Origin of the sequence: Crenobacter caeni (genome assembly GCF_010435965.1) — a bacterium.
Taxonomy (GTDB): domain Bacteria; phylum Pseudomonadota; class Gammaproteobacteria; order Burkholderiales; family Chromobacteriaceae; genus Craterilacuibacter; species Craterilacuibacter caeni.
Genome location: NZ_JAAGAA010000002.1, coordinates 177,486 through 197,920 on the forward strand (window position 1 = coordinate 177,486; position 20,435 = coordinate 197,920).

21 protein-coding genes are annotated in these 20,435 nt (G+C 70.4%); 11 read left to right on the top strand and 10 right to left on the bottom strand.

From position 1 onward, the window contains the following. Positions 1-6: 6 nt before the first annotated feature. The 7 genes from GZH52_RS02930 to GZH52_RS02960 all read right to left on the bottom strand — a co-directional run bounded on the left by GZH52_RS02930 (position 7) and on the right by GZH52_RS02960 (position 6,668). Complete coding sequence (locus GZH52_RS02930) at positions 7-1,326, bottom strand: EAL and HDOD domain-containing protein (protein ID WP_163315014.1); 1,320 nt, start codon at positions 1,324-1,326, stop codon at positions 7-9. Positions 1,327-1,346: 20 nt separating this feature from the next. After that, positions 1,347-2,453: a chorismate synthase gene (gene aroC / locus GZH52_RS02935; protein WP_163315015.1), complete on the bottom strand. Its 1,107-nt coding sequence runs from the start codon at positions 2,451-2,453 to the stop codon at positions 1,347-1,349. 70 nt (positions 2,454-2,523) lie between these two features. Continuing rightward, complete coding sequence (locus GZH52_RS02940; protein WP_163315016.1) at positions 2,524-3,168, bottom strand: 2OG-Fe(II) oxygenase; 645 nt, start codon at positions 3,166-3,168, stop codon at positions 2,524-2,526. A 59-nt stretch (positions 3,169-3,227) separates the two neighbouring features. Next, entirely contained in the window at positions 3,228-4,154 is a 927-nt protein-coding gene (locus GZH52_RS02945) for an alpha/beta fold hydrolase (protein WP_163315017.1), read from the bottom strand. Between the two features lie 113 nt (positions 4,155-4,267). After that, positions 4,268-5,224 carry a GlxA family transcriptional regulator gene (locus GZH52_RS02950; RefSeq protein ID WP_163315018.1) on the bottom strand — a complete coding sequence of 319 codons (957 nt, stop codon included), beginning with the start codon at positions 5,222-5,224 and terminating at the stop codon, positions 4,268-4,270. Next, the gene (locus GZH52_RS02955) at positions 5,221-6,111 is read right to left on the bottom strand and encodes an EamA family transporter (RefSeq protein WP_163315019.1); all 891 of its coding nucleotides are present in this window, start codon (positions 6,109-6,111) and stop codon (positions 5,221-5,223) included. Before GZH52_RS02955 ends, GZH52_RS02950 begins: the two co-directional genes overlap by 4 nt. Then, complete coding sequence (locus tag GZH52_RS02960) at positions 6,102-6,668, bottom strand: isochorismatase family protein (RefSeq protein ID WP_163315020.1); 567 nt, start codon at positions 6,666-6,668, stop codon at positions 6,102-6,104. Before GZH52_RS02960 ends, GZH52_RS02955 begins: the two co-directional genes overlap by 10 nt. A 155-nt stretch (positions 6,669-6,823) precedes the next feature. Between GZH52_RS02960 and GZH52_RS02965 the strand changes: the two genes are divergently transcribed. Then, positions 6,824-7,255 carry an acyl-CoA thioesterase gene (locus GZH52_RS02965; protein ID WP_163315021.1) on the top strand — a complete coding sequence of 144 codons (432 nt, stop codon included), beginning with the start codon at positions 6,824-6,826 and terminating at the stop codon, positions 7,253-7,255. On the opposite strand, the gene mnmC is transcribed toward GZH52_RS02965, so the two are convergent. After that, positions 7,252-9,210 (bottom strand): bifunctional tRNA (5-methylaminomethyl-2-thiouridine)(34)-methyltransferase MnmC2/FAD-dependent 5-carboxymethylaminomethyl-2-thiouridine(34) oxidoreductase MnmC1, encoded by a 1,959-nt coding sequence (gene mnmC / locus GZH52_RS02970; RefSeq protein ID WP_163315022.1) that lies wholly within the window; start codon positions 9,208-9,210, stop codon positions 7,252-7,254. The genes GZH52_RS02965 and mnmC overlap by 4 nt on opposite strands. Then, entirely contained in the window at positions 9,210-10,250 is a 1,041-nt protein-coding gene (mnmH, locus tag GZH52_RS02975; RefSeq protein ID WP_163315023.1) for a tRNA 2-selenouridine(34) synthase MnmH, read from the bottom strand. Before mnmH ends, mnmC begins: the two co-directional genes overlap by 1 nt. A gap of 18 nt (positions 10,251-10,268) precedes the next feature. On the opposite strand from mnmH, the gene selD reads away from it, so the two are divergent. Beyond that, on the top strand, positions 10,269-11,309 hold the full coding sequence (selD, locus tag GZH52_RS02980) for a selenide, water dikinase SelD (protein WP_163315024.1): 1,041 nt from the start codon (positions 10,269-10,271) through the stop codon (positions 11,307-11,309). 126 nt (positions 11,310-11,435) lie between these two features. Here selD and GZH52_RS02985 read toward each other — a convergent pair whose 3' ends face one another. Then, positions 11,436-12,029 carry an arylesterase gene (locus tag GZH52_RS02985; RefSeq protein ID WP_163315025.1) on the bottom strand — a complete coding sequence of 198 codons (594 nt, stop codon included), beginning with the start codon at positions 12,027-12,029 and terminating at the stop codon, positions 11,436-11,438. Between GZH52_RS02985 and GZH52_RS02990 the strand changes: the two genes are divergently transcribed. Genes GZH52_RS02990 through GZH52_RS03030 form a run of 9 tightly spaced genes read left to right on the top strand, consistent with a single transcriptional unit; the run spans position 12,028 to position 20,372 of the window. Continuing rightward, positions 12,028-12,726, top strand: a complete 699-nt coding sequence (locus tag GZH52_RS02990; RefSeq protein ID WP_163315026.1) for an ABC transporter ATP-binding protein — start codon at positions 12,028-12,030, stop codon at positions 12,724-12,726. The two genes, GZH52_RS02985 and GZH52_RS02990, sit on opposite strands and share 2 nt — an antisense overlap. Beyond that, a complete protein-coding gene (locus tag GZH52_RS02995) occupies positions 12,723-15,215 on the top strand; it encodes an ABC transporter permease (RefSeq protein WP_163315027.1) in 2,493 nt (830 codons plus the stop codon). The genes GZH52_RS02990 and GZH52_RS02995 overlap by 4 nt, the downstream gene beginning before the upstream one ends. Positions 15,216-15,224: 9 nt before the next feature. Further along, positions 15,225-15,752: a DUF2946 family protein gene (locus GZH52_RS03000; RefSeq protein WP_163315028.1), complete on the top strand. Its 528-nt coding sequence runs from the start codon at positions 15,225-15,227 to the stop codon at positions 15,750-15,752. 54 nt (positions 15,753-15,806) lie between these two features. Then, positions 15,807-16,799 (top strand): endolytic transglycosylase MltG, encoded by a 993-nt coding sequence (mltG, locus tag GZH52_RS03005; protein ID WP_163315029.1) that lies wholly within the window; start codon positions 15,807-15,809, stop codon positions 16,797-16,799. Further along, complete coding sequence (gene tmk / locus GZH52_RS03010) at positions 16,799-17,419, top strand: dTMP kinase (protein WP_203525599.1); 621 nt, start codon at positions 16,799-16,801, stop codon at positions 17,417-17,419. Before mltG ends, tmk begins: the two co-directional genes overlap by 1 nt. Beyond that, entirely contained in the window at positions 17,419-18,405 is a 987-nt protein-coding gene (gene holB / locus GZH52_RS03015; RefSeq protein WP_163315031.1) for a DNA polymerase III subunit delta', read from the top strand. The genes tmk and holB overlap by 1 nt, the downstream gene beginning before the upstream one ends. A 12-nt stretch (positions 18,406-18,417) precedes the next feature. Continuing rightward, entirely contained in the window at positions 18,418-18,789 is a 372-nt protein-coding gene (locus GZH52_RS03020; RefSeq protein WP_136553748.1) for a PilZ domain-containing protein, read from the top strand. 40 nt (positions 18,790-18,829) lie between these two features. After that, complete coding sequence (locus tag GZH52_RS03025) at positions 18,830-19,603, top strand: TatD family hydrolase (RefSeq protein WP_163315032.1); 774 nt, start codon at positions 18,830-18,832, stop codon at positions 19,601-19,603. Beyond that, the gene (locus GZH52_RS03030; protein ID WP_163315033.1) at positions 19,596-20,372 is read left to right on the top strand and encodes an MBL fold metallo-hydrolase; all 777 of its coding nucleotides are present in this window, start codon (positions 19,596-19,598) and stop codon (positions 20,370-20,372) included. The genes GZH52_RS03025 and GZH52_RS03030 overlap by 8 nt, the downstream gene beginning before the upstream one ends. The last annotated feature ends 63 nt before the right edge of the window (positions 20,373-20,435 follow it).

A 20,435-nucleotide genomic window follows, 5' to 3' on the forward strand; every position in this document is an offset into this window, starting at 1 on the left:
GTAAGTTCAGTCGGGGGCGGTCGCTGGCGCGCAGCTGACAGATTCCGCCCATTGTGCCGCCTCGACGTCCAGCATGCCCGCGCGGGCGAACCCGACGCCCAGCATGCGCGCGAGCGTGCCCGCCTGCGCGTCGTCGCCCGTCTCCAGCGCGACGGCAAGGTTGAGGTGTGGCGCGAACAGGCCGCGCCCGTCGACCAGGGTCTGGCGCACCGGCACCGGCAATTCTAGCGGGGCGACGGCCTCGGCCATCGGCATGCCCAGCAGCTTGTCGAGCTCGGAGAACATCCCGGCGAGGAACAGGTGTTCGCACTCGATGCGCTTGGCGCCCAGCTCGCCGCCCAGCGTTTCCATGAAGCGACCGCGGCGCAGCGCGCGCTCCATCAGCGCGCCGGCGGCCGGGTCTTCGTCGCCGGCGGTGAACAGCAGCAGCGACAGCCAGCGCAGTAGCGCGTCGCGGCCCATCAGCATCAGCGTCTCTTCCAGCGTCTGGATGCGGCGCGAGAAGCCCATCGCCGGCGAGTTGATGTAGCGCAGCAACTTGAAGAGCAGCGTCGAGTCGAGCTTGAACTGCGCCTCGATCTGGGCGACCGGTGCGCCCGAGCGCAGCAGGCGCAGGATCTCGAGCACGCGCAGCCTCGACGCCTGCGCACGCGCGTCGACGCGCGGGCGCTGCTGGGCGAAGACGCTGCCCGAGAGCAGCAGCCGGCGGTGCCCGGCAAGCTTCAGGCAGGCCGCCAGCGCCTCCTCGGAGCCGATCCGGTCGGCCAGCAGGGTCGGGGCGGCGGGCAGGCCGCGGCCGGCGAGTGCACCCAGGACGCTGCGGCTGTCGCCGGCGAGGTCGAGCACCACCAGGTCGGCGAGCGCGAGCAGCGACGCGGGCAGCGGCTGGCCGTGGTCGGTGGCGGGCAGCGCGAGGCGGCCGCCGCGGGACTTGAACGCCGAGAGCCGCGCCGAGGTCGCCTCGAGCGCGGTGAAGTCTGTGCTATCGAGTGCCGGGTAGAGGATCAGGCGCGACGCGGGCAGCGCTAAGAGTTCGGGTGCGTCGACGGAAGCGGCCGTCTGCAGGCGCACCAGCGCGAAACGCGGCGAGTTCTCGCGTACCGCGCCGAGGTTGGCGAGCACCTGCAACAGCTGGCGGTCGAAGTGCGCGCCGTGCGCGCCCGTCTCGCCCAGCGCGCGGCTGAGCGAGAAGTCGTTGCCGCACAGCCTGAGCCTTGCGTCGAACAGCGCTTGCTGCCGCGCGAAGCCGATCGCCGAGGGCAGCGGCTTGTCGTCCGCCTGCGCGTGCCGCGTGCTGTCGCGGGCGCCGAAAAGGGTCTTGAGCATGGGCCGGCCTCTTGCCTGGGTCAGATCGAACGGGCGGGGCCGGCGATGCGCGGAGTGCCGACCGCGACGTCCATGTTCTGCGCGCGGTGGCGCAGGGCGTGGTCGATCAGCGTCAGCGCGAGCATCGCCTCGGCGACCGGCACCGCGCGGATGCCGACGCAGGGGTCGTGCCGGCCGTGCGTCTCCATGGTCAGCGCGTTGCCTGCCTTATCGATCGAGCGGCGCGGCTGGGCGATGCTGGAGGTCGGCTTGATCGCGACGCCGACCTCGATGGTCTGCCCGGTCGAGATGCCGCCCAGGATGCCGCCGGCGTGGTTGCTGGCGAAGCCCTCGGGGGTCAGCTCGTCGCCGTGCTCGGAGCCCCTTTGCGCGACCGACGCGAAGCCCGCGCCGATCTCGACGCCCTTGACCGCGTTGATGTTCATCATCGCCCACGCGATGTCGGCATCCAGCCGGTCGTACACCGGTTCGCCCCAGCCGACCGGCACGTTTTCCGCCACCACGCGCAGGCGGGCGCCGACCGAGTCGAGCGACTTGCGCACGCTGTCCATATAGTCTTCGAGGCGCGGCACGATCGCGTCGTCGGCGGCGAAGAAGGGGTTGGCCGCGACGTGCGGCCAGCCGGTAAACGGGATTTCGATCTCGCCCAACTGGGTGAGGTGGCCGCGGATCACGATGCCGAACTTCTCGGCCAGCCACTTCTTGGCGATGGCGCCGGCGGCGACGCGCACCGCGGTCTCGCGCGCGCTCGAACGCCCGCCGCCGCGCGGGTCGCGCACGCCGTACTTGTGCCAGTAGCTGTAGTCGGCGTGTCCCGGGCGGAAGGTGTCGGCGATATTGCCGTAGTCGCGCGAGCGCTGGTCGGTATTGCGGATCAACAGCGCGATCGGCGTGCCGGTCGTTCTGCCCTCGTAGACGCCGGAGAGGATCTCGACTTCGTCCGCCTCGCGCCTTTGCGTTACGTGGCGGCTGGTGCCGGGCTTGCGGCGGTCGAGGTCGTGCTGGATGTCCTCGGCACACAACTCGAGGCCGGGCGGGCAGCCGTCGACCACGCAGCCGATTGCCGGGCCGTGGCTCTCGCCGAAGGAGGTGACCGTGAACAACAGTCCCATGCTATTGCCAGACATAGAATCCCCTGCTGTGCCCGGCGCCGCCGGGCCGTTTAATTATCTGGGGATTCTACCACGCGATTGACGATTACCACGTCATCGAGCCGCCGTGGCGGCGGAACCAGCCGGTCAGCGACAGGCGCTGGCGGCGTGCCGGCAGCACCTCGTGCCAGAAGCGGTCGGACAGGAACAGCACCATGGTGCCCGCCAGCGGGCGGATGTCGACCGATTGCCGGCAATCGGCGTCCAGGTACAGCCTGAGCTCGCCGCCTGCGCCGGCGGGCCAGCCCTCGTTCAGGTAAAACACGGACGTCAGCGTGCGCGCGTCGTCGTCGCGGAAGCGGTCGAGGTGTTTCTTGTAGAAGCTGCCGGCCGGGTAGACCGCGAAGTGCGCCTCGAGGTCGGCAAGGCCCAGGTAGAGGCCGCGGTTCACCGCGACCCGCAGCGCGTCCATGGTGTCGAAGTAGCGGGTGATCGCCGGCGCGTCGTCTGCCTCGTTCAGCCACAGTACCGAGTCGGAGCGGATCTCGCTGCGCACCGCCTCGCCGCCGCCCTTGCCGACGGCTGCCGCGCGGAAGTCACCGCCGTCCCAGCGCGCGAGGCACGCCTCGCGCAATGCCTGCACTTCTGCGGGCGTGAACACGTCGTCGACGACGACCCAGCCTTGGGTCGCGAGCGCGTCGACGATGCGGTCGGTGAGGCCGTCAGCCTGTGTGCGGTACAGCGTTTCCATCTGCGTTCTCCTTTGGCTCCATGTTGCCATAAGCAGATCGCCTGAATGATGAAATACGGCTAGATATTTTCCCTGACGTGCGCGTAGTCGCCCAAGAGCCACGCAAGTGCCAGCGGGAAGTGGTCGGCGGCTGCGTCCGGGTGGGTGAGCAGGCTGACGTGGTCGTAGTCGTGGCGGTGGCCGAGCGCCCGCGAGAGCAGGTGCACGCGGCCGATGTGCGCGCCCGATTCGTCGCGGAAACGCCGCACGTCGTCGACGTGGCCGCGGCAGGGGTCGCGCGGCGCGGCGAAGTAGAGGGTAGGCGGCAGCGCCACCCGCTGGGCGCCCGCGCGGTAGTCGAAGCCGTCGTCGGCGTCGATCCACGGTGCGACCTTCGCCCAGCGCTTGCTGTCCAGGTGGCTGCGGTCGCTCTCGTTGTCGGCGCCCAAGCGCAGCCCTCTGGCCGGCAGGTAGCCGACCGCGCGGACCAGCGCGCGCGCGGCAAGGTTCCAGAACAGGTCGACCTCGACCAGCTTGTTGAGGTTTTTCACGTGCACGCTGCGCTTGCTGCCGAAGTAGACGGCGTTGGCGACCCCGGCGGCGATTTCGGGGTGGCGCGCGAGGCAGCTGTGCATGTGCACGCCGCCCCAGGAGTGGGCGATCCAGTGCGCGGGCCGGTCCGGGCGCAGGCGGCGCACCAATGCGTGCGCGGCGGGCAGGTCGGCGCAGATCGTCTCGTGCTGGCCGTGGCGACTCGCGCGGCTGATCGGCGGCGTGCTCTGGCCGCGCCCGCGCAGGTCGAGCACGAAACAGTCGCAGCCCTGGGCGGCGAGCCACGGCGCGAGCCCCTTGCCCGAGTCGCTGTAGAAGATGCGGCCGTTGCCCATCACCCCGTGCAGCATGAGCAGCGGCGGGCCGTCTTCTTGCGTGGCGTGGCGGATGCGGCGCAGGTGCAGGCGCTCGCCGCCGCCCACGTCGATATACAGGCTTTCTTCGCGTGTGTGCATGACCCTCTTTCTCGTCTGCGGCGTCTGGCGCGCCATCGGCCTGCCGCACCCGTGTAGCGGCGGCAGTCTTTCAAACGGACGATTGAATCACGTTGGCATGAGGGGTGCGAGCGCTATCGCGCGAGGGCGGCGCGTGCGCGGCCGGCGGCCGGGGCTTCGCCGTAGTGCGCGCGCCACAGCCGGCGCAGCGTGCGCGCGTTGTCGAAGCCCGCCTCGCTCGCCGCCGCCTCGACCGTCGCGCCTTGTTCGAGCGCGGCGCGGGCGCGTGCCAATTGCAGCGCTTGCCGGTACGCGCCGACGCTGCAGCCGGCGTGCTCGCGGAACAGCCGGCTCAGGTGGCGCTCGCTGACGCAGGCGAGACGGGCGAGCTCGGCGAGCGTCCAGCTACGCGCGGGGTCCGCGTCCAGCGCGTCCTGCGCGCGGTGCACCGCCGGGTGCAGGTGTTTGCGCGCGGCCAGTTGCGGCGGCAGTTGCGGGTCGGCGCCGCTGCGCCGCGCCCACACCACCATGCGGCGGGCGACGCGCGCGGCCAGTTCCACGCCGCCCAGCCGCTCGACAAGGCGCAGCGCAAGGTCGACGCCGGCGGTGATGCCGGCCGAGGTGGCCAGCGGCCCGTCCTCGACGAACAGGCGGTTTTCCTCGATCAGCGCGGTAGGCGCGAGCGTGCGCAGCGCATCGGTGAGCGCGTGGTGGGTGGTGCAGCGCCGGCCATCCAGCAGGCCGGCCATCGCCGCGATGAGCGCCCCCGAGCAGATGCACGCGACGTGGGTATCCGCGCGCAGGCGGCTGGCGAGCCAGCCAACCAGCCTTAGCGCCGGCTCGCCCTGGTAGTCGCGCGCCTCGTCGACGGTGCCGACCAGCACCAGCAGCGCCTTGTCGGGCAGTGCGTCCGGCAGCGGGTCGATTTCGCTGACGAGCCCCAGCGAGCTGCGGCACAGCCGCTCGGGGCCGACGGTGAACAGGGTCAGCGCGAGCCCCTCGTCGGCGGCGATGCGCAGTACCTCGGCGGGGCCGGCGAAGTCTAGCGCCAGGTAGTTTGGCGTCAGCACGAAGTAGACGGGCGTGCTCATCCGGCCGCCTTGCGTTTGAATGTGGGCAGCTTGAGTGCGCCGCTGCCTGCGGCCAGCGCGCCGATCAGCAGCACGCCGCCGGCCAGCTGCAGGGCGCTCAGCCGTTCGCCCAACAGTAGCGCCGAAAACAGCACGCCAAACAGCGGCACCAGCAGGCTGAACGGCGCGACCTGGCTGACCGGGTGGCGGGCGAGCAGCCGGCTCCATACCCCGTAGCCGAACAGCGTGGCAACCAGCGCCAGGTAGGCGACGGCGAACACGCTGCGGGCGGACAACACCGATGGCCAGTGGGTCGCGTCCTGCTCGAACAGCGCCCACATCAGCGCGAAGGGCAGGATGGGCACCGCGCTCGCGTAGACCACCAGCGCGAGCGCGTCCGGCTGGTAGCCGTCGCGCACTGCGCGGCGCACCACCAGGTTGGACATCGCCCAACTGGCGGCGCCGACAAGCGTCAGCGCAAGGCCTGCCCACGGCAGCGTCTTGCCGCCGTCCAGCGCGAAAAGCGCAAGCGCGCCGCTGCCCGCCGCGAGCGACAGCCATTGGCGGGCGCTGACCGGCTCGGACAGCCACAGCGCGCCCAAGAGCAGGGTGAACAGCGCCTGCGCCTGCAGCACAATGGACGCGGCGGACGCCGGCATGCCGGCCTTGATTGCCCAGAACAGGCAGGCGAACTGGCCAAAGCCCATGGTCAGCCCGTAGGCGGCGAGGTAGCGCCACGGCAGCGCTGGCGCGCGCACGAGGAACACCCCGCAGCCGAAGGCAGCAGCAAAGCGCAGGGCGCCCAGGCCGAAAGGCGGCACGCCGGCGACGCCCCACTTGATCACCACGAAGTTGAAGCCCCACACCGCGACGACGGCGAGCGCGAGCAGGCGGTCTTTCACGGGCATGCGGCCGCCTCCTGCTCGTCCAGCGCCGCGAGCGTGGCGTCAACGTCGCGGATGGCCGCGAAGCGGCCGGCGAGCACCAGTTCGGTATGCGCCTTGATGGCGGCTGCGCTGACGGTGCGCCCGTGCGCGTCCTGCATCGCGAAGGTCAGCGTCGCCTCGCTGACGAAGTCGACCCGGTAGCCCAGGTCGGCAGCGACGCGCGCAGTCGTCTCGCAGCACTGCTCGGTACGGATGCCGGCGATCAGCAGGGTGTCGATACCGCGCGCGGCGAGCCAGCCGGCGAGGCCGCTGCCGGTCAGCGCGTTGTGCACATGCTTGATGAAGGTCGCATCAGCCTCTGCGGGCAGCCAGTCAAGCGGCTGCACCAAACCGCTTGCCGCGTCGAACGGCCACTCGCCGTCTTCGTGCAGCACATGCACTACCGGCACGGCGCGCGCGCGGCAACCGGCGATCAGCTTGACAAGGGCCGCGCGGAAAGCGGGCAGGTCCTCATCCGACCAGTACGGGCGGTGCAGGAAGGATTGCTGGACGTCGATCACGATGAGGGCGGCGGGCATGGTCTCTCCTTGGTGGCGGGGCGTGTGGGTGTCAGCCACAGCATGCGCGCCGGCAAGCGCCGCGGCGAGGGCGGAAGCGGACAGGGTGGGGGCGGATCCGGCCATGCCGCGGTGCGGCGTGTTATTCTTTTTGCATTAAAAGGAAAGGGTACGCGATGCAGAAAACTTTGCCCAGCCTGGGCGAGAAGCAGTTGCCGGTGCGCTGGGGCGACCTCGACGCGATCGGCCACCTCAACAACACGGTGTACTTCCGCCTGCTCGAAGAAGTGCGCGTGCAGTGGCTGGAAGACATCGGCCTGCCGATCGAGCCAGGCGCGGTCGGCCCGGTGATCGTGCACACCGCCTGCCACTTCAAGCGCGAGATCAATTACCCGGCGACCGTCACCGTGTCGATCGAACTCGAGCACCTGGGCCGCTCCAGCCTCAGGCTGCGCCACCACTTCTACGTGGGCGACGACCGCGAAACCGTCTACGCGCTGGGCGAGGTGACGCTGGTGTGGGTCGACTACGCCGCCGGCAAGAGCGTGCCCTTGCCGGAAGAGATCCGCGCGCTGTGCGAGGCAGCCGCGGCCACCTGCACGGGTTAGGTTTTTTTCCTGCGCATCAGCGCACGCAGCGCGAAGCGCGACGGGGACAGCGCGTCGACGATGGGGGCGGGCAGCGGCAGCGTCTCGCCGCAGGCGAGGCTGGCGATCAGCTCGCCGGCCAGAGGCGCGCTGACCATGCCACGCGAGCCGTGCCCGGCGCTGATGTAGAGGCCGGGCAGCCACGGCATGGTCGTGGTGAGCGGCAGCGTCGCGTCGCGGGCAAGTTCGGCGTAGGCCTCGCTGACGCCCGTGTGGCTTGCCAGCGGGCCGACCAGCGGCAGGTAGTCCGGCGTGCTCGAGCGCAGCGCGGCGCGGCCGCCCAGTGCCTCGGGCGCGAGCGCGTCGCCGCCTAGCGCCGCGTAAAGCGCCGGGGACAGCGCGGAAAGCGCGTCGATGTTGGCGCGGTGGTCGGCTAGCGTCGCCGTGGTGTCGGTCGACTTGAAGTCGAAGGTGGCGCCGAAGGTGTGCGCGCCGTCGGCGGCCGGCGCGACGTAGGCTTCTCCGCACAGCACGGTCCTGAGCCTGCTGCTTTGTTCCGTGGCCGGCGCGACCGACACCTGGCCACGGATCGGCTTGAGCGGCAGCGTGGTGTCCGGTAGCAGCGCGCCGCTTTGGTTGGCGCAGGCGATCACCACCATATCCGCGTCCAGCGCCTCGCCGTTTGCCAGCGTCAGCCGCCAGCCATCCTCCATGCGCGCGAGCGCCTGCTCTGCCTGCCCGTAACGGCAGGTGACGCCGGGTGTTGCGAGCAGTGCCTGCACCAGTGCCGGCGGCTTGATCCAGCCGCCTTCCGGGAAATAGAGCGCGTTTTCGGCGAGCGCGACGCCGGCGTGCTCGCTCGCCCCGGCCGCGTCGACGCGCTTGAGCAGCGCTTCGGGGAAGGCGGCGGCGAGCGCGTCCTGCTTGTGCGCGGTGGCCTCGTCGAAGGCGAGTTGCAGCACGCCGCAGTCGTCCCAGTCGCGGCCCCTGGTGAGTGACGACGCGAGCGTGCGCAGCGCGTAGCCGTACGCGGCGAGTAGCAGCCGGGTTTGCGCGGTGCCGTGCGCGGAGAGCTTGAGGTAGAGCACGCCTTGCGGGTTGCCCGACGCCTCCTGCGCGGCGAGCGGGTGCCGCTCGACAACCGTCACCGCGAAGCCGCGGCGGGCGAGGCTGGCCGCCGCGCTGGCGCCGGCGATGCCGGCGCCGATGACCAGCGCGCGCCGGCCGGTTATGGTGGCAGGGCGGGCCAGCCACGGCGCCCGCCAGAGACGTTCGGGCGCGTGCGGGAGGGTGCCGACGCTCATCTCGCGCTTGCTGCCGAAGCCCGGCACCTTCTTCACGTCAAAACCTGCTGCCGAGAGGCCGCGGCGCACGAAGCCGGCGGCGGTGAAGGTCGCGAAGCTTGCCCCTGCCGCCGAACACGCAGCCATCGCGTCGAACAGCGCCTGCACCCACATGTCGGGGTTCTTCGCCGGCGAGAAGCCGTCGAGGAACCACGCGTCAACGCGCGCATCAAGCTGCGGCAGCGTCTCGAGCACGTCGCCGACAAGCAGGGTGAGCACCACGCGGCCACCGTCGAACACGAAGCGCTGGTAGCCCGGCACCACACCGCGGTACTGGGCGAGCAAGGCGTCCGCGTAAGGCGAGAGCGCCGGCCACGCGGCAAGCGCGCGCGTAAGGTCCGCAAGCGAGAGCGGGTACTTCTCGGTGCTGACGAAGTCGAGGCGGGCGCCCGCGGGTGCCACCGCGTCAAACAACTGCCAGGCGGCGAGGAAGTTGAGGCCGGTGCCAAAACCCGTTTCGGCGACGGTCAACCGCTCGCCGGCTGCAAGCGCGGCGAAGCGCTCGGGCAGGCGGTTGCCGGCGAGAAAGACGTGGCGGGTCTCGTCGAGCCCGCTGTCGCGCGAGAAGTAGACGTCGCCGAAGGCGCGCGAGCGCGGCTGGCCGTCTTCCCAGTCGAGGTCGGCGTGCTGCATCAGGCGTCCAGCGTGCGTGCGGCCGCGTCGAGCGCGGCGTCGTCCAGCGTGGCAAGCGTAAGCGGCGTCGCTTCGGCCAGATGCGCGTAGTGCTTGCCCATCGAGCGGCGGTACAGCGGGTCGTAGTGTTCGGTGAGTAGCATCGACACCAGCGCGTCGAAGTTACCGGCTTCGATCAGCGCGCGCCACGCTTCGAGCGTCTCCTTCGGGTAGAGCGCCTTCAGGCAGTTCAGTTGCTCGATCAGCCGTGCCGGCTCCGTTACATAAAAGTCGTAGTCTTCCAACAGGAAACGCACGCGCTCGGCGAGCGGCGCGTCGACCAGCACGCAACGACTCTCGTGCATGCGGTCGAACAAGGCCTGCGGCAGCGCGACGGTGCCGATCTTCTTGCTCTCGGATTCGATGTAGACCGGGCGCGCAGGGTCGAGCGACTGCATCGCCTGCATCAGCAGCGAGTCGAAGTGCTTCTGCGACGGTTGCGGCGCGTCCGGCAGCTTGCCCAGCACCGAGCCGCGGTGGCGGGCGAGGCCTTCGAGATCCAGCACCTGGCGGCCGGCGCGCTCCAAAGCGCCGAGCAGCCGGCTCTTGCCCGAGCCGGTCGGCCCGCACACCACGCGCAAGTCGAGGGAGGCGGGCAGGGTGTCGAAGCGCTCGAGCAGGTCGCGCCGGTACGCCTTGTAGCCGCCGTCGAGCTGGTGCGCGTACCAGCCGACCTGCGCGAAGATCAGCGCCATCGAGCCGGAACGCTGGCCGCCGCGCCAGCAGTAGATCAGCGGCTTCCAGCGCTTGGGACGGTCGGCGAACTTCTCCTCGATATGGCGGGCGATATTGCGCGCGACCATAGCCGCGCCGACCCGCCGCGCGGCGAACGGCGAGTCCTGCTTGTAGAGCGTGCCGACGATGCGGCGCTCTTCGTCGTCGAGTACCGGGCAATTGATCGCGCCGGGGATATGGTCTTCGGCGAACTCGGACGGCGAGCGCACGTCGATCACCTCGTCAAACTCACCCAGCTGTGCTACGTTGGCCTGCTTGTAAAGCATGATTTTGAAGGACTTTTCATGTCGGATATCAGATTGACGCAATTGTCGCACGGCGGCGGTTGCGGCTGCAAAATCGCGCCGGCGGTGCTCGAGACCATACTCTCCGGCGCGCGCGAGAAGATGGCGTTCCCCAACTTGCTGGTCGGCCGCGAGACGGCGGACGACGCTGCGGTGTACCAGCTCAACGATAGGCAGGCGATCGTCGCGACCACCGACTTTTTCATGCCCATCGTCGACGACGCCTTCGACTTCGGCCGCATCGCCGCGACCAACGCGATCTCGGACATCTACGCGATGGGCGGCACGCCGATCATGGCGCTGGCCATCGTCGGCATGCCGGTGAACGTGCTGCCGCCCGAAACTATCCGGGCCATCCTCGACGGTGGCGAGTCGGTCTGCCACGCGGCGGGCATCCCGGTCGCCGGCGGCCATTCGATCGACTCGCCCGAGCCGATCTACGGCCTCGTCGCACTCGGCGTGGTCGACCCGGCCGAACTCAAGCGCAACTCGGACGCGCGCGCGGGCGACGTGCTGATCCTGGGCAAGGGCCTCGGCGTCGGCGTGCTCGCGCAGGCGATGAAGCGCGGCGAGCTCTCCGCGGCCGGCTACGACGCGCTGATCGCGTCGACCACCCAGCTTAACCGTGTCGGCAGCCAGTTGGCCGCGCGGCCGGACGTGCACGCGCTGACCGACGTCACCGGCTTCGGCCTGCTGGGCCATTTGCTGGAGGTGTGCCGTGGCGCCAAGCTGGGCGCCGAGGTCGAGATGTCCCGCGTGCCGGTGATCCGCGAGGCGCGGCCGTTCGCCGAGGCCGGTATCGGCCCGGGTGCGATCGAGCGCAACCTGGCAAGCTTCGGCCACGACGTCGACTTCGCGCCGGATCTCGCCACCTGGCAGCAGCGCATCCTGGTCGACCCGCAGACCAGCGGCGGCCTGCTGGCGACGGTCGACGCCGCGCACGCCGACGAAGTGCTCGCCCTGTTCCACGCGGCAGGCTTCGAGTACGCGGCGGTGATCGGCCACCTGACCGAGGGTGCGCCGCGCGTCGCGGTGCGCTGACGCAGCGCAAGCCTTGCCCGTTTTTTGGGCAACCCGCGGCGACGCCCCGTGCAGCGGGCGTCGCCGTACCTTATCCACAGCTGCTCCCCAGCCTTGTCCCCCCGCCCTGTGGGCAAGATGACCGCTTTATTTCAGCAGCGGGCGCAGCGCCTTTTCGATGGTCGTCGCCATGGTCGGCTGCGCGGCGGCCGTCGGGTGGATGCCGTCTGCCTGGAACCAGTCCATCCGCGTCTCGAAGCCCGCCACCAGCACCGGCACGTAGGCGAGGCGCGCCCTTTTTGCCAGATCGTCATAAACGGCGCGGAACCTTGCCGTATAGTCGGGGCCATAGTTAGGCGGCAGCGCCATGCCGACCAGGAGCACGCGGATGCCGCGCGCCTTTGAGAGTTCGACCATGCGCGAGAGGTTGCGCGAGAGCTCGGCCGGCGGCAACCCGCGCAGGCCGTCGTTGCCGCCCAGCTCCAGTACCAGCACGTCGGGCTTCACGCGATCGAGCGTGGCGGGCAGGCGGGCGAGGCCGCCTGCGCTGGTTTCGCCGCTGACCGACGCGTTGACGACGCGGTGCGCGGGCGCGAGGCGCTGCCCCAACAGGGCCACCCAGCCCGCTTCGGTTTTCATGCCGTACGCGGCCGAGAGGCTGTCGCCGAACACGAGTACGGTCTTGGCTGCCACCCACGGCGAGGCCAGGGCAATCCACAGGCAAAAGAAAAGACGCAGCATGACAAACCTTCACGATGACAATGCCCCGATTCTGGTGGCGAGCCACCTCAGTCGGCAAGTGGACTACCACGGCGAGCACCTGACCATCCTTAAGGACGCGTCGCTTTCCCTCGCGCGCGGGCAGTCGCTGGCGATTGTCGGCGCGTCGGGCTCGGGCAAGTCGACGCTGCTCGCGCTGTTGGCCGGGCTCGACCGCGCCAGCGGCGGCGAGGTGACGCTGTTCGGTGCGCCGCTGTCCACCCTCGACGAGGACGCGCGTGCCGCGCTGCGCCTCTCCAGGGTCGGCTTCGTGTTCCAGAACTTCCAGCTGTTGCCGCAACTGACCGCGCTGGAGAACGTGCTCTTGCCGCTCGAACTGGCCGGCCACGCGGGCGCCGAGGCGGCCGCGCGCGCGATGCTGGCGCGGGTAGGGCTGGCGCACCGCCTCGGCCACTATCCGCGCCACCTGTCCGGCGGCGAGCAGCAGCGCGTCGCGCTGGCGCGCGCCTTCGTCGGCGAGCCGGCGCTTTTGTTCGCCGACGAGCCGACCGGCAGCCTGGACACCGCGTCCGGCCACGAGGTCGGCGACCTGCTGTTCGGCATGAACCGCGAGGCGGGCACCGCGCTGGTGCTGGTCACCCACGACATGAAGCTGGCCGCGCGCTGCGAGCAGGTGCTGCGCATCGAGGACGGCGTATTGGGCGGGGCCGGCGCATGAACCGCTTCCCGAAGGCGGCGCTGGCCTTGCGCCTGTTGCTGCGCGAGGCGCGCGCGGGTGAACTGACGGTGCTCGCCTTGTCGCTCGCGCTGGCGGTGGCCGCGATCAGCGCGGTGTCGATGTTCGCGTCGCGCTTCGAGCGCGCGCTGTCTGAACAGGCGGCGCAACTGCTGGCGGCCGACCTGTCGGTGTCGTCCGGCGCGCCGTCGCCTCAGTCGTGGCAGGCCGAGGCGACGCGGCTGGGGCTCTCGCTCGCACATACCACCACCTTCCCGTCGATGGCCGGCACCAACGCCGGGGTGACGCTTGCCAACATCAAGGCGGTCGACGCGGCCTACCCCTTGCGCGGCGAGCTGACCGTGGCGGACGCGGCGGGGCGCGAGCGGGTGCTCGCGCAGGGGCCGGCGCCGGGCGAGGCGTGGGTCGACGCACGGCTCGCCGAGCGGCTCAGGCTCAAGGTCGGCGACAAGGTCAGCGTCGGCCGCCTCCGGCTGACGGTCGGTGCGCTGCTGATGCGCGAGCCGGACGCGATCACCGACATGTACGGCTTCGTGCCGAGGCTGATGATGGCCGAGGCAGACCTTGCGGACGCCGGCCTGATCGGGCCGGGCAGCCGCGCACGCTACCGGCTCTTGGTCGCGGGCGATACGGCGCGCGTCGCCGAATTCGGCGCCTGGCTCAAGCCCAGGCTCCCCCGCGGCGCGCGCCTGGAGAACGTCGAGGAGGCGAGGCCCGAGGTGCGCGTCGCGCTCGAGCGTGCGCGCCGTTTCCTCGGCATGACCGCACTGTTGACCGTCGCGCTGTCGGTCGCCGCGGTGGTGCTCGCGGTGCGCAGGTATCTGGCGCGTCACTGGCGCACCGTCGCGCTGTTGCGCGCGCAGGGACAGTCGTCCGGCGCGATCGGCGCGCTGTTCGGCTGGCAGCTCGCCTGGCTGGGCGTTGCCGCCGGCGTGGTGGGCGTGCTCGCCGGTTTCGCGGTGCAGTCGGCGCTCGCCGCGGCCGTCGCGCCGCTGCTGTCGTTGCCGCTGCCTGCGCCGTCGGCCGCCGGGGTGCTGGTCGGCTTTGCCGCGGCGCTGGTGCTGACACTCGGCGTCGCCTGGCCGCCGATCCTCGCCTTGCGCCAGGTGCCGGCGCTCGCGGTGCTGCGTGCCGAGCTGCCGCCGCCCAGGGCGGGCGTTGCCTGGCCTGCGCTGTCGCTGGCGGCCTTGCTGCTGCTCGCTGCGCTGCAACTGGGCGACGCGCTGATCGCGCTGTGGCTGCTGCCGGCGCTGGCGGGCTTTCTCGCGCTCGCCGCGCTCATGGCGTGGGGCCTGTTGAAGCTCGTGCGCGCGCCGCGCGTAGGCAGGCGGCCGGGCTGGCGCTACGGGGTGGCCAGCCTCGCCAGGCGGCCCACGCTCGCGCTCGCACAGATCGTCGCGTTGTCGGTCGGGCTGTTCGCACTGCTTCTGATGACGGTGGTGCGCGCCGACCTGGTCGGCGCCTGGCAGGCGAGCGTACCGGCCGACGCGCCGAACAAGTTCGTGATCAACCTGCAATCCGACCAGCAGGCTGCGTTCGATGCGGCGTTCGCCAAGGCGCAACTGGTGCCGCCTCCGACCTATCCGATGGTGCGCGCGCGGCTGGTAGCGATCGGCGGCGTGCCGCTTGACCCCACGCGTTACGAAGACGCGCGCGCGCGGCGGCTGGCCGAGCGCGAATTCAACCTGTCGTGGAGCGCCGGCCTGCCGCAAGGCAATACGCTCAGCGCGGGGCGCTGGTGGGGCGCGGCGGCGACGCCGCAGTTCTCGGTCGAGGAAGACATCGCGCGCACGCTGGGCATCCGCATGGGCGACACGCTGTCGTTCGAGTCGGGCGGCGAGCGCTTCGAGGCGAAGGTGAGCAGCCTGCGCAAGGTCGCGTGGGACAGCTTCCGCGCCAACTTCTTCGTGCTCGCGCCGCCGGCCTGGCTCGAGCACCTGCCGGCGAGCCGCATCGCGAGCTTTTACCTGCCGCCTGAGCGCGAGCGCTTTGTCGGCGAGCTGGTGCACGCGCTGCCGAACCTGACGGTGATCGACGTGGGCAACGTGATCGCCGAGGTGCGCGCCATCGTCGAGCGGCTCGCGTACGCGATCGAGTTGATGTTCGTGCTGGCCTTGGCTGCCGGCGTACTGGTGATGTGGGCAGTGTTCGCCGCGACGCGGCAGGAGCGCGAGGCGGACATGGCGCTGATGCGCGCGCTGGGCGCGTCGCGCGCGCAACTGACGGCGATGCTCGCCGGCGAGCTCGCCTTTGTCGGCGCCTTCTCGGGCCTGATTGCCGGCGCCGGCGCATGGGCGGCCGGCGCGGTGGTCGCGGTGAAAGTGCTCGCGCTTGCGCACTGGCCGGCCCTCTGGCTGGTCCCCGGCGGCGTGTTGGCCGGGCTTGTGCTGGTGTTCGCCGCCGGCTGGCCGCTGATGCGCAAGGTCGCGCGGGTGCCGCCTTTGGCGGTGCTCAGGAACGAGCAGGGGTAAGGAGAAGCGATGGACGCGATGGTGCTGGCCGCGATGGCCAAGTGGCCGGACGTGCCGGCGGTGTACGGCTTTCTCGCGCTGGACGCGCGCGGGCGGTGGTGGCTCAAGGGCGAGCGGGTGGCTAACGCCGCGCTCACGGGTTTTCTCGCGCGCAACTACGCGATTGATGCGGCGGGGCGCGCCTACGTGCAGAACGGCCCGCAGCAGGTGTTCGTCGCGTGCGCGTGCGCCCCAAGGGTGATCCGCCGCGAAGCGGGCCTGTGGCGCGCCGAGCCGGACGGCGCGACGGGTAGCGTTGACGCGCTGTGGCTCACCCCCGACGGCGAGCTCTACGCCGCGTTCGCAGGCTCGCTCGCGCTCGTTGACGACCGGGAGCTGGTGTCGCTTGCCGACGAAATCCTGCCCGGCTGGAACGGCGACGAGGCGACGCTGCCTGCCGCCGTAGAACTTGACGGGCAGCGCGTGCCGCTCGCGTGCTGTGCGGCCGATGCGCTTGCCGTGCGCTTTGCCCTGCAACTGACGCCGCGCGGGCCCTAGCCGCGTGGTGGTATCATTGCAGCCATATTTTCCACCCGATCCGTATTCCGCCTGATGCGTTCCCTGTTCATCCGTACGCTCGCCGCGCTTCTGGCTGCCGGCGCCCTCTGGCTCGCCTGGGTCGTCGCCGTGCCGGTATCCCTGCCGACCTCGCCGTACAGCGTGACCGTCGGCCCCAACCGCACGCTGTCACAAGTCGCCCGCACGCTGGAGGACGAGGGCGCGATCCGCAACCGCTGGGTGATGGTCGCACTGGCGCGCGCCAGCGGCGCCGACCGCAAGCTCAAGGCCGGCCTCTACGAGTTCTCGAGCCCGGTCGCGATGTGGCAGATCCTGCGCCGCCTCTCCGAAGGCAGCCCGGACCAGCCCAGCGTGACGGTGATCGAGGGCTGGACCTTCCGCCAGTTCCGCCAGGCGCTCGCACGGGAGAAGGACCTCAAGCCGGTGAGTGCTCTCTGGAGCGAGGAGCGGGTCATGGCCGAGCTTGGCGCGACCGGGCAGCCGGCCGAGGGCATGTTCTTCCCGAGCACCTATTTCTTCGTGCCCGGCAGCTCGGACGTCGACGTGATGCGCCGCGCGTACCGCACCATGCAGCAGCACCTGCAAAGCGCGTGGGATGCACGCGAGGAAGGGCTGCCGTACTCGAACCCGTACGAGATGCTGATCATGGCGAGCCTGATCGAGAAGGAGACGTCGAAGGAGGCCGACCGCCCGCAGGTGGCGTCGGTGTTCGTCAACCGCCTGAAGATCGGCATGCGCCTGCAGACCGACCCGTCGGTGATCTACGGCATGGGCGAGCGCTACCAGGGCCGCATCGGCAAGGAAGGCCTGCGCCGCGACACGCCGTACAACACCTACACCCGCGCCGGGCTGCCGCCGACGCCGATCGCGCTGCCGGGGCAGGCGGCGCTGATGGCCGCCGCCCAGCCCATCGAGAGCCGCGCGCTGTATTTCGTCGCGCGTGGCGACGGTACCACCCATTTTTCCGAATCGCTGCCCGAGCACAACGCGGCGGTCCGCAAGTTCATCCTGAAGAAAGGCGAGTGATGCGCGCGCGTTTCATCACGCTCGAAGGCGTGGACGGTGCCGGCAAGAGCACCCATCTCTCGTTCATCCGCGACACCCTCGCGCAGCTGGGCGTCGACGCGCTGTTTACCCGCGAACCCGGCGGCACCGCGCTTGGCGAGCGCCTGCGCGAACTGCTGCTTGCGGTCGACACCCGGGTGTCGCTGGAGGCGGAGACGCTGTTGATGTTCGCCGCGCGCGAAGAGCACCTGGCCGAGGTGATCCGTCCTGCGCTGGAAGCCGGGCGCTGGGTGGTATCCGACCGTTTCACCGACGCCACCTTCGCCTACCAGGGCGGCGGGCGAGGCCTGGCCGCCGGACGCATCGAGGTGCTGGAAGAATGGGTGCAGCGCGGCTTGCAGCCGGACTTGACCCTGCTGTTTGACGTGCCGACCGAGGTGGCCGCCGCGCGCATGGCCGCGAGCCGCAGCCTCGACCGCTTCGAGCGCGAGGCGGCCGACTTCCACCGCCGGGTGCGCGACGCCTACCTTGCGCGCGCCAAGGCCGACCCGCGCTTCGTGGTGATCGACTCGACGCAGCCGATAGACGCGATCCAGCGCGAACTGGCCGTACTGCTGGCCCGCTGCGTGGAGCAGGCCTGATGCGCTACCCGTGGCAAGAGGACGACTGGCGGCGCATCGTGCGCGAGTTCGACAGCCTGCCCAACGCGTGGCTGTTGACCGGTCCCGAGGGCATCGGCAAGGTCGACTTCGCGTATTCGCTCGCCCGCGCGCTGCTGTGCGACACGCCGCTGGCAGACGGGCGCGGCTGCGGCCGCTGCGAGTCCTGCCGCTGGCTCGCCAGCGGTACCCACCCCGATTTTCGCCACCTGTGCCCGGAAGCCGCCGACGAGGGCAAGGAGGAGGGCGGCAAGAGCGCCCGCAAGCTGTCCCAGATCAAGATCGAGGCGGTGCGCGAGATCATCGAGTTCTCGCAGCTGACCGCGCACCGGCACGGCCGCCGCGTGGTACTGGTCGATCCGGCCGAAAAGCTGAACCTCGCCGCCGCCAACGCCATCCTCAAGGTGCTCGAGGAGCCGCCGGACAACACGGTGTTCCTGCTGGTCGCCGACCGCCCGCAGCGGCTGTTGCCGACCATCCGCAGCCGTTGCCGCAAGTTTTCGCTGTCGCGCCCGTCGCACGAGGTCGCGCTCGCCTGGCTCAAGTCGCAGGGCGTTGCCCACGCCGAGGCGGAGCTGGCCTGGCACGGCGGCGCGCCGGTGTTCGAGCACGACGAGGCGCTGTACCGCTTGCGCGCGCAGTTCCTGTCCGCGCTGAAGACGCCGACGCTGGTCGGCGTGCTTGCCGCCGCCGAGGAGGTCGACCGCCACAAGCTGCCGCTCGCGCAGCCCCTGGAATGGCTCGCCAAGTGGCTCGCCGACATCGCCGCGCAAAGGCTCGCGCACCGCGTGCGCTACCATCCGGACGAGGCGGACGCGGTGGCGCTGCTGGCAAGGCGCGCCAACCTTGCCGCGCTGATGCGCTGCCAGGACGCGCTGACCCGACTGGTGCCGTTCGGGCAACACACGCTCAACGTGCGCTTGCAGCTTGAGGCGCTGTTGATGGAGTATCTGAAGGTTTTTGCCTGAAGGAGACCTAGCATGGAAGCCAACGCCCCAGAGCGTGCCGACGCCGGTCGGGCCGGCGTGCTGTCGCTGTCGATCCGCGAGCGGAGCGCCTTGTTCGCCGCCTACATGCCCTTCGTCGGCAACGGCGGCATCTTCATTCCGTCCGCGCGCGAGTACCAGCTGGGCGACGAGGTGTTCCTGTTGCTGACGCTGATGGACGAGCCGGCCAAGGTTGCCGTCAAGGGCAAGGTGGTGTGGATCACCCCCGCCGGCGCCAACAACAACCGCACGCAGGGCATCGGCGTCGAGTTCGCTGCCGACGAAGCCGGCAGCCAGGCGCGCGACAAGATCGAGAAACTGCTGGGCGGCGTGCTCAATTCGAGCCGTACCACCCACACCATGTAATGCATACCGCCGCCCGCGAGGCGGCGATACCGGGCCTGCCATGTACGTCGATTCGCACTGCCACCTGAATTTCCCCGACCTCGCGGCTCGCCTGCCCGAGGTCCTTGCCAATATGCGCGCGGCGCGGGTGACGCACGCGGTGGTGATCGGCGTCGCGATGGATACCTACCCCGACGTGCTCGCGCTCGCCGAGCAGAACGACGCGTTGTTCGCCACCGTCGGCGTGCACCCGGACAGCAAGGACGCGTTCACCCCCAGCGAAGACGAGCTGGTCGCGTACGCGGCGCACCCCAAGGTGGTCGGCGTCGGCGAGACCGGCCTCGACTACCACTGGTGCAAGGGGGACCTTGCCTGGCAGCACGAGCGCTTCGCGCGCCATATCCGCGCCGCGCGCCGCGCAGGCTTGCCGCTGGTGATCCACACCCGCGAGTCGGCCGATGACACCCTCGCCCTGATGCGCGATGAAAACGCGGGGGAGGCGGGCGGCGTGATGCACTGCTTCACCGAGAACTGGGACGTCGCGCGCGCCGCGCTCGACCTGGGCTTCTACATCTCGTTCTCCGGCATCGTCACCTTCAAGAACGCCAAGCAGATCCACGAGGTCGCGCAGAAGGTGCCGCTGGATAGGCTGCTGATCGAGACCGACTCGCCCTACCTCGCGCCGGTGCCGTACCGCGGCAAGACCAACGAACCGGCCTATGTCGCGCATGTCGCCGAGCATATCGCCACCCTGCGCGGGGTGAGCGCCGAGGCGATCGGCGAGGCGAGCACCGACAACTTCTTCCGGTTGTTCGCCAAGGCGCGCCGTGCTTAAGGGCCGCATCACCGTCCTCGGCTGCGGGTCGAGTTCCGGCACGCCGGCGATCGGCTGTACCTGTCCGACCTGCGTGTCGGCCGACCCGAAGAACCGCCGCACCCGCTGCTCGGCCTACGTCGAACTGCCCGGCGCAGGCGTGCTGATCGACACCGGGCCGGACCTGCGCGCGCAGGCGCTGCGCGAGGGGATTACCCGCGTCGACGCGGTGCTCTACACGCACCCGCACGCCGACCACCTGGGCGGCATCGACGACTTGCGTGCGTTCTGCTATGTGAAGCGCGGCCCGATCGACCTGTTCGGCAACGCCTTCACCATGGAGAACATCCGTACCCGCTTCGGCTACACGCTGATGCCGGCGACGCCGGTTTGGGACAAGCCGGTGCTGGTGCCGCACGACGTCGACGGGGCGTTCTCGCTGGGCACGACGGTGGTGACGCCGGTGCCGCTCAGGCACGGCAGCTGGCCGTGTACCGGCTGGCGCATCGGCGACATGGCTTGGTTGACCGACGTCTCCGACATCCCCGGCGACAGCGTCGCGCTGCTCTCCGGCGTGCGCCTGTTGTTCCTCGACTGCCTGCGCGAGCGCCCCTACCCCTCGCACCTGTCGGTGGACGAGGCTTTGGCGTGGGCCGAATGCCTGGGCGCCGAGCGCACCGTGCTCATCCACATGACGCACGAGCTCGACTACCACGCCTTGTCCGCACGCTGTCCGCGCGGCGTCGAGGTGGCGTACGACGGCGCATCTTTCGACTTCAGGATTGGCTGATTGCGCTACTCGATTGCTATTTAAAGCGTTTTTTTGGTCTGTTATGCCAATAGCAATCGCTTT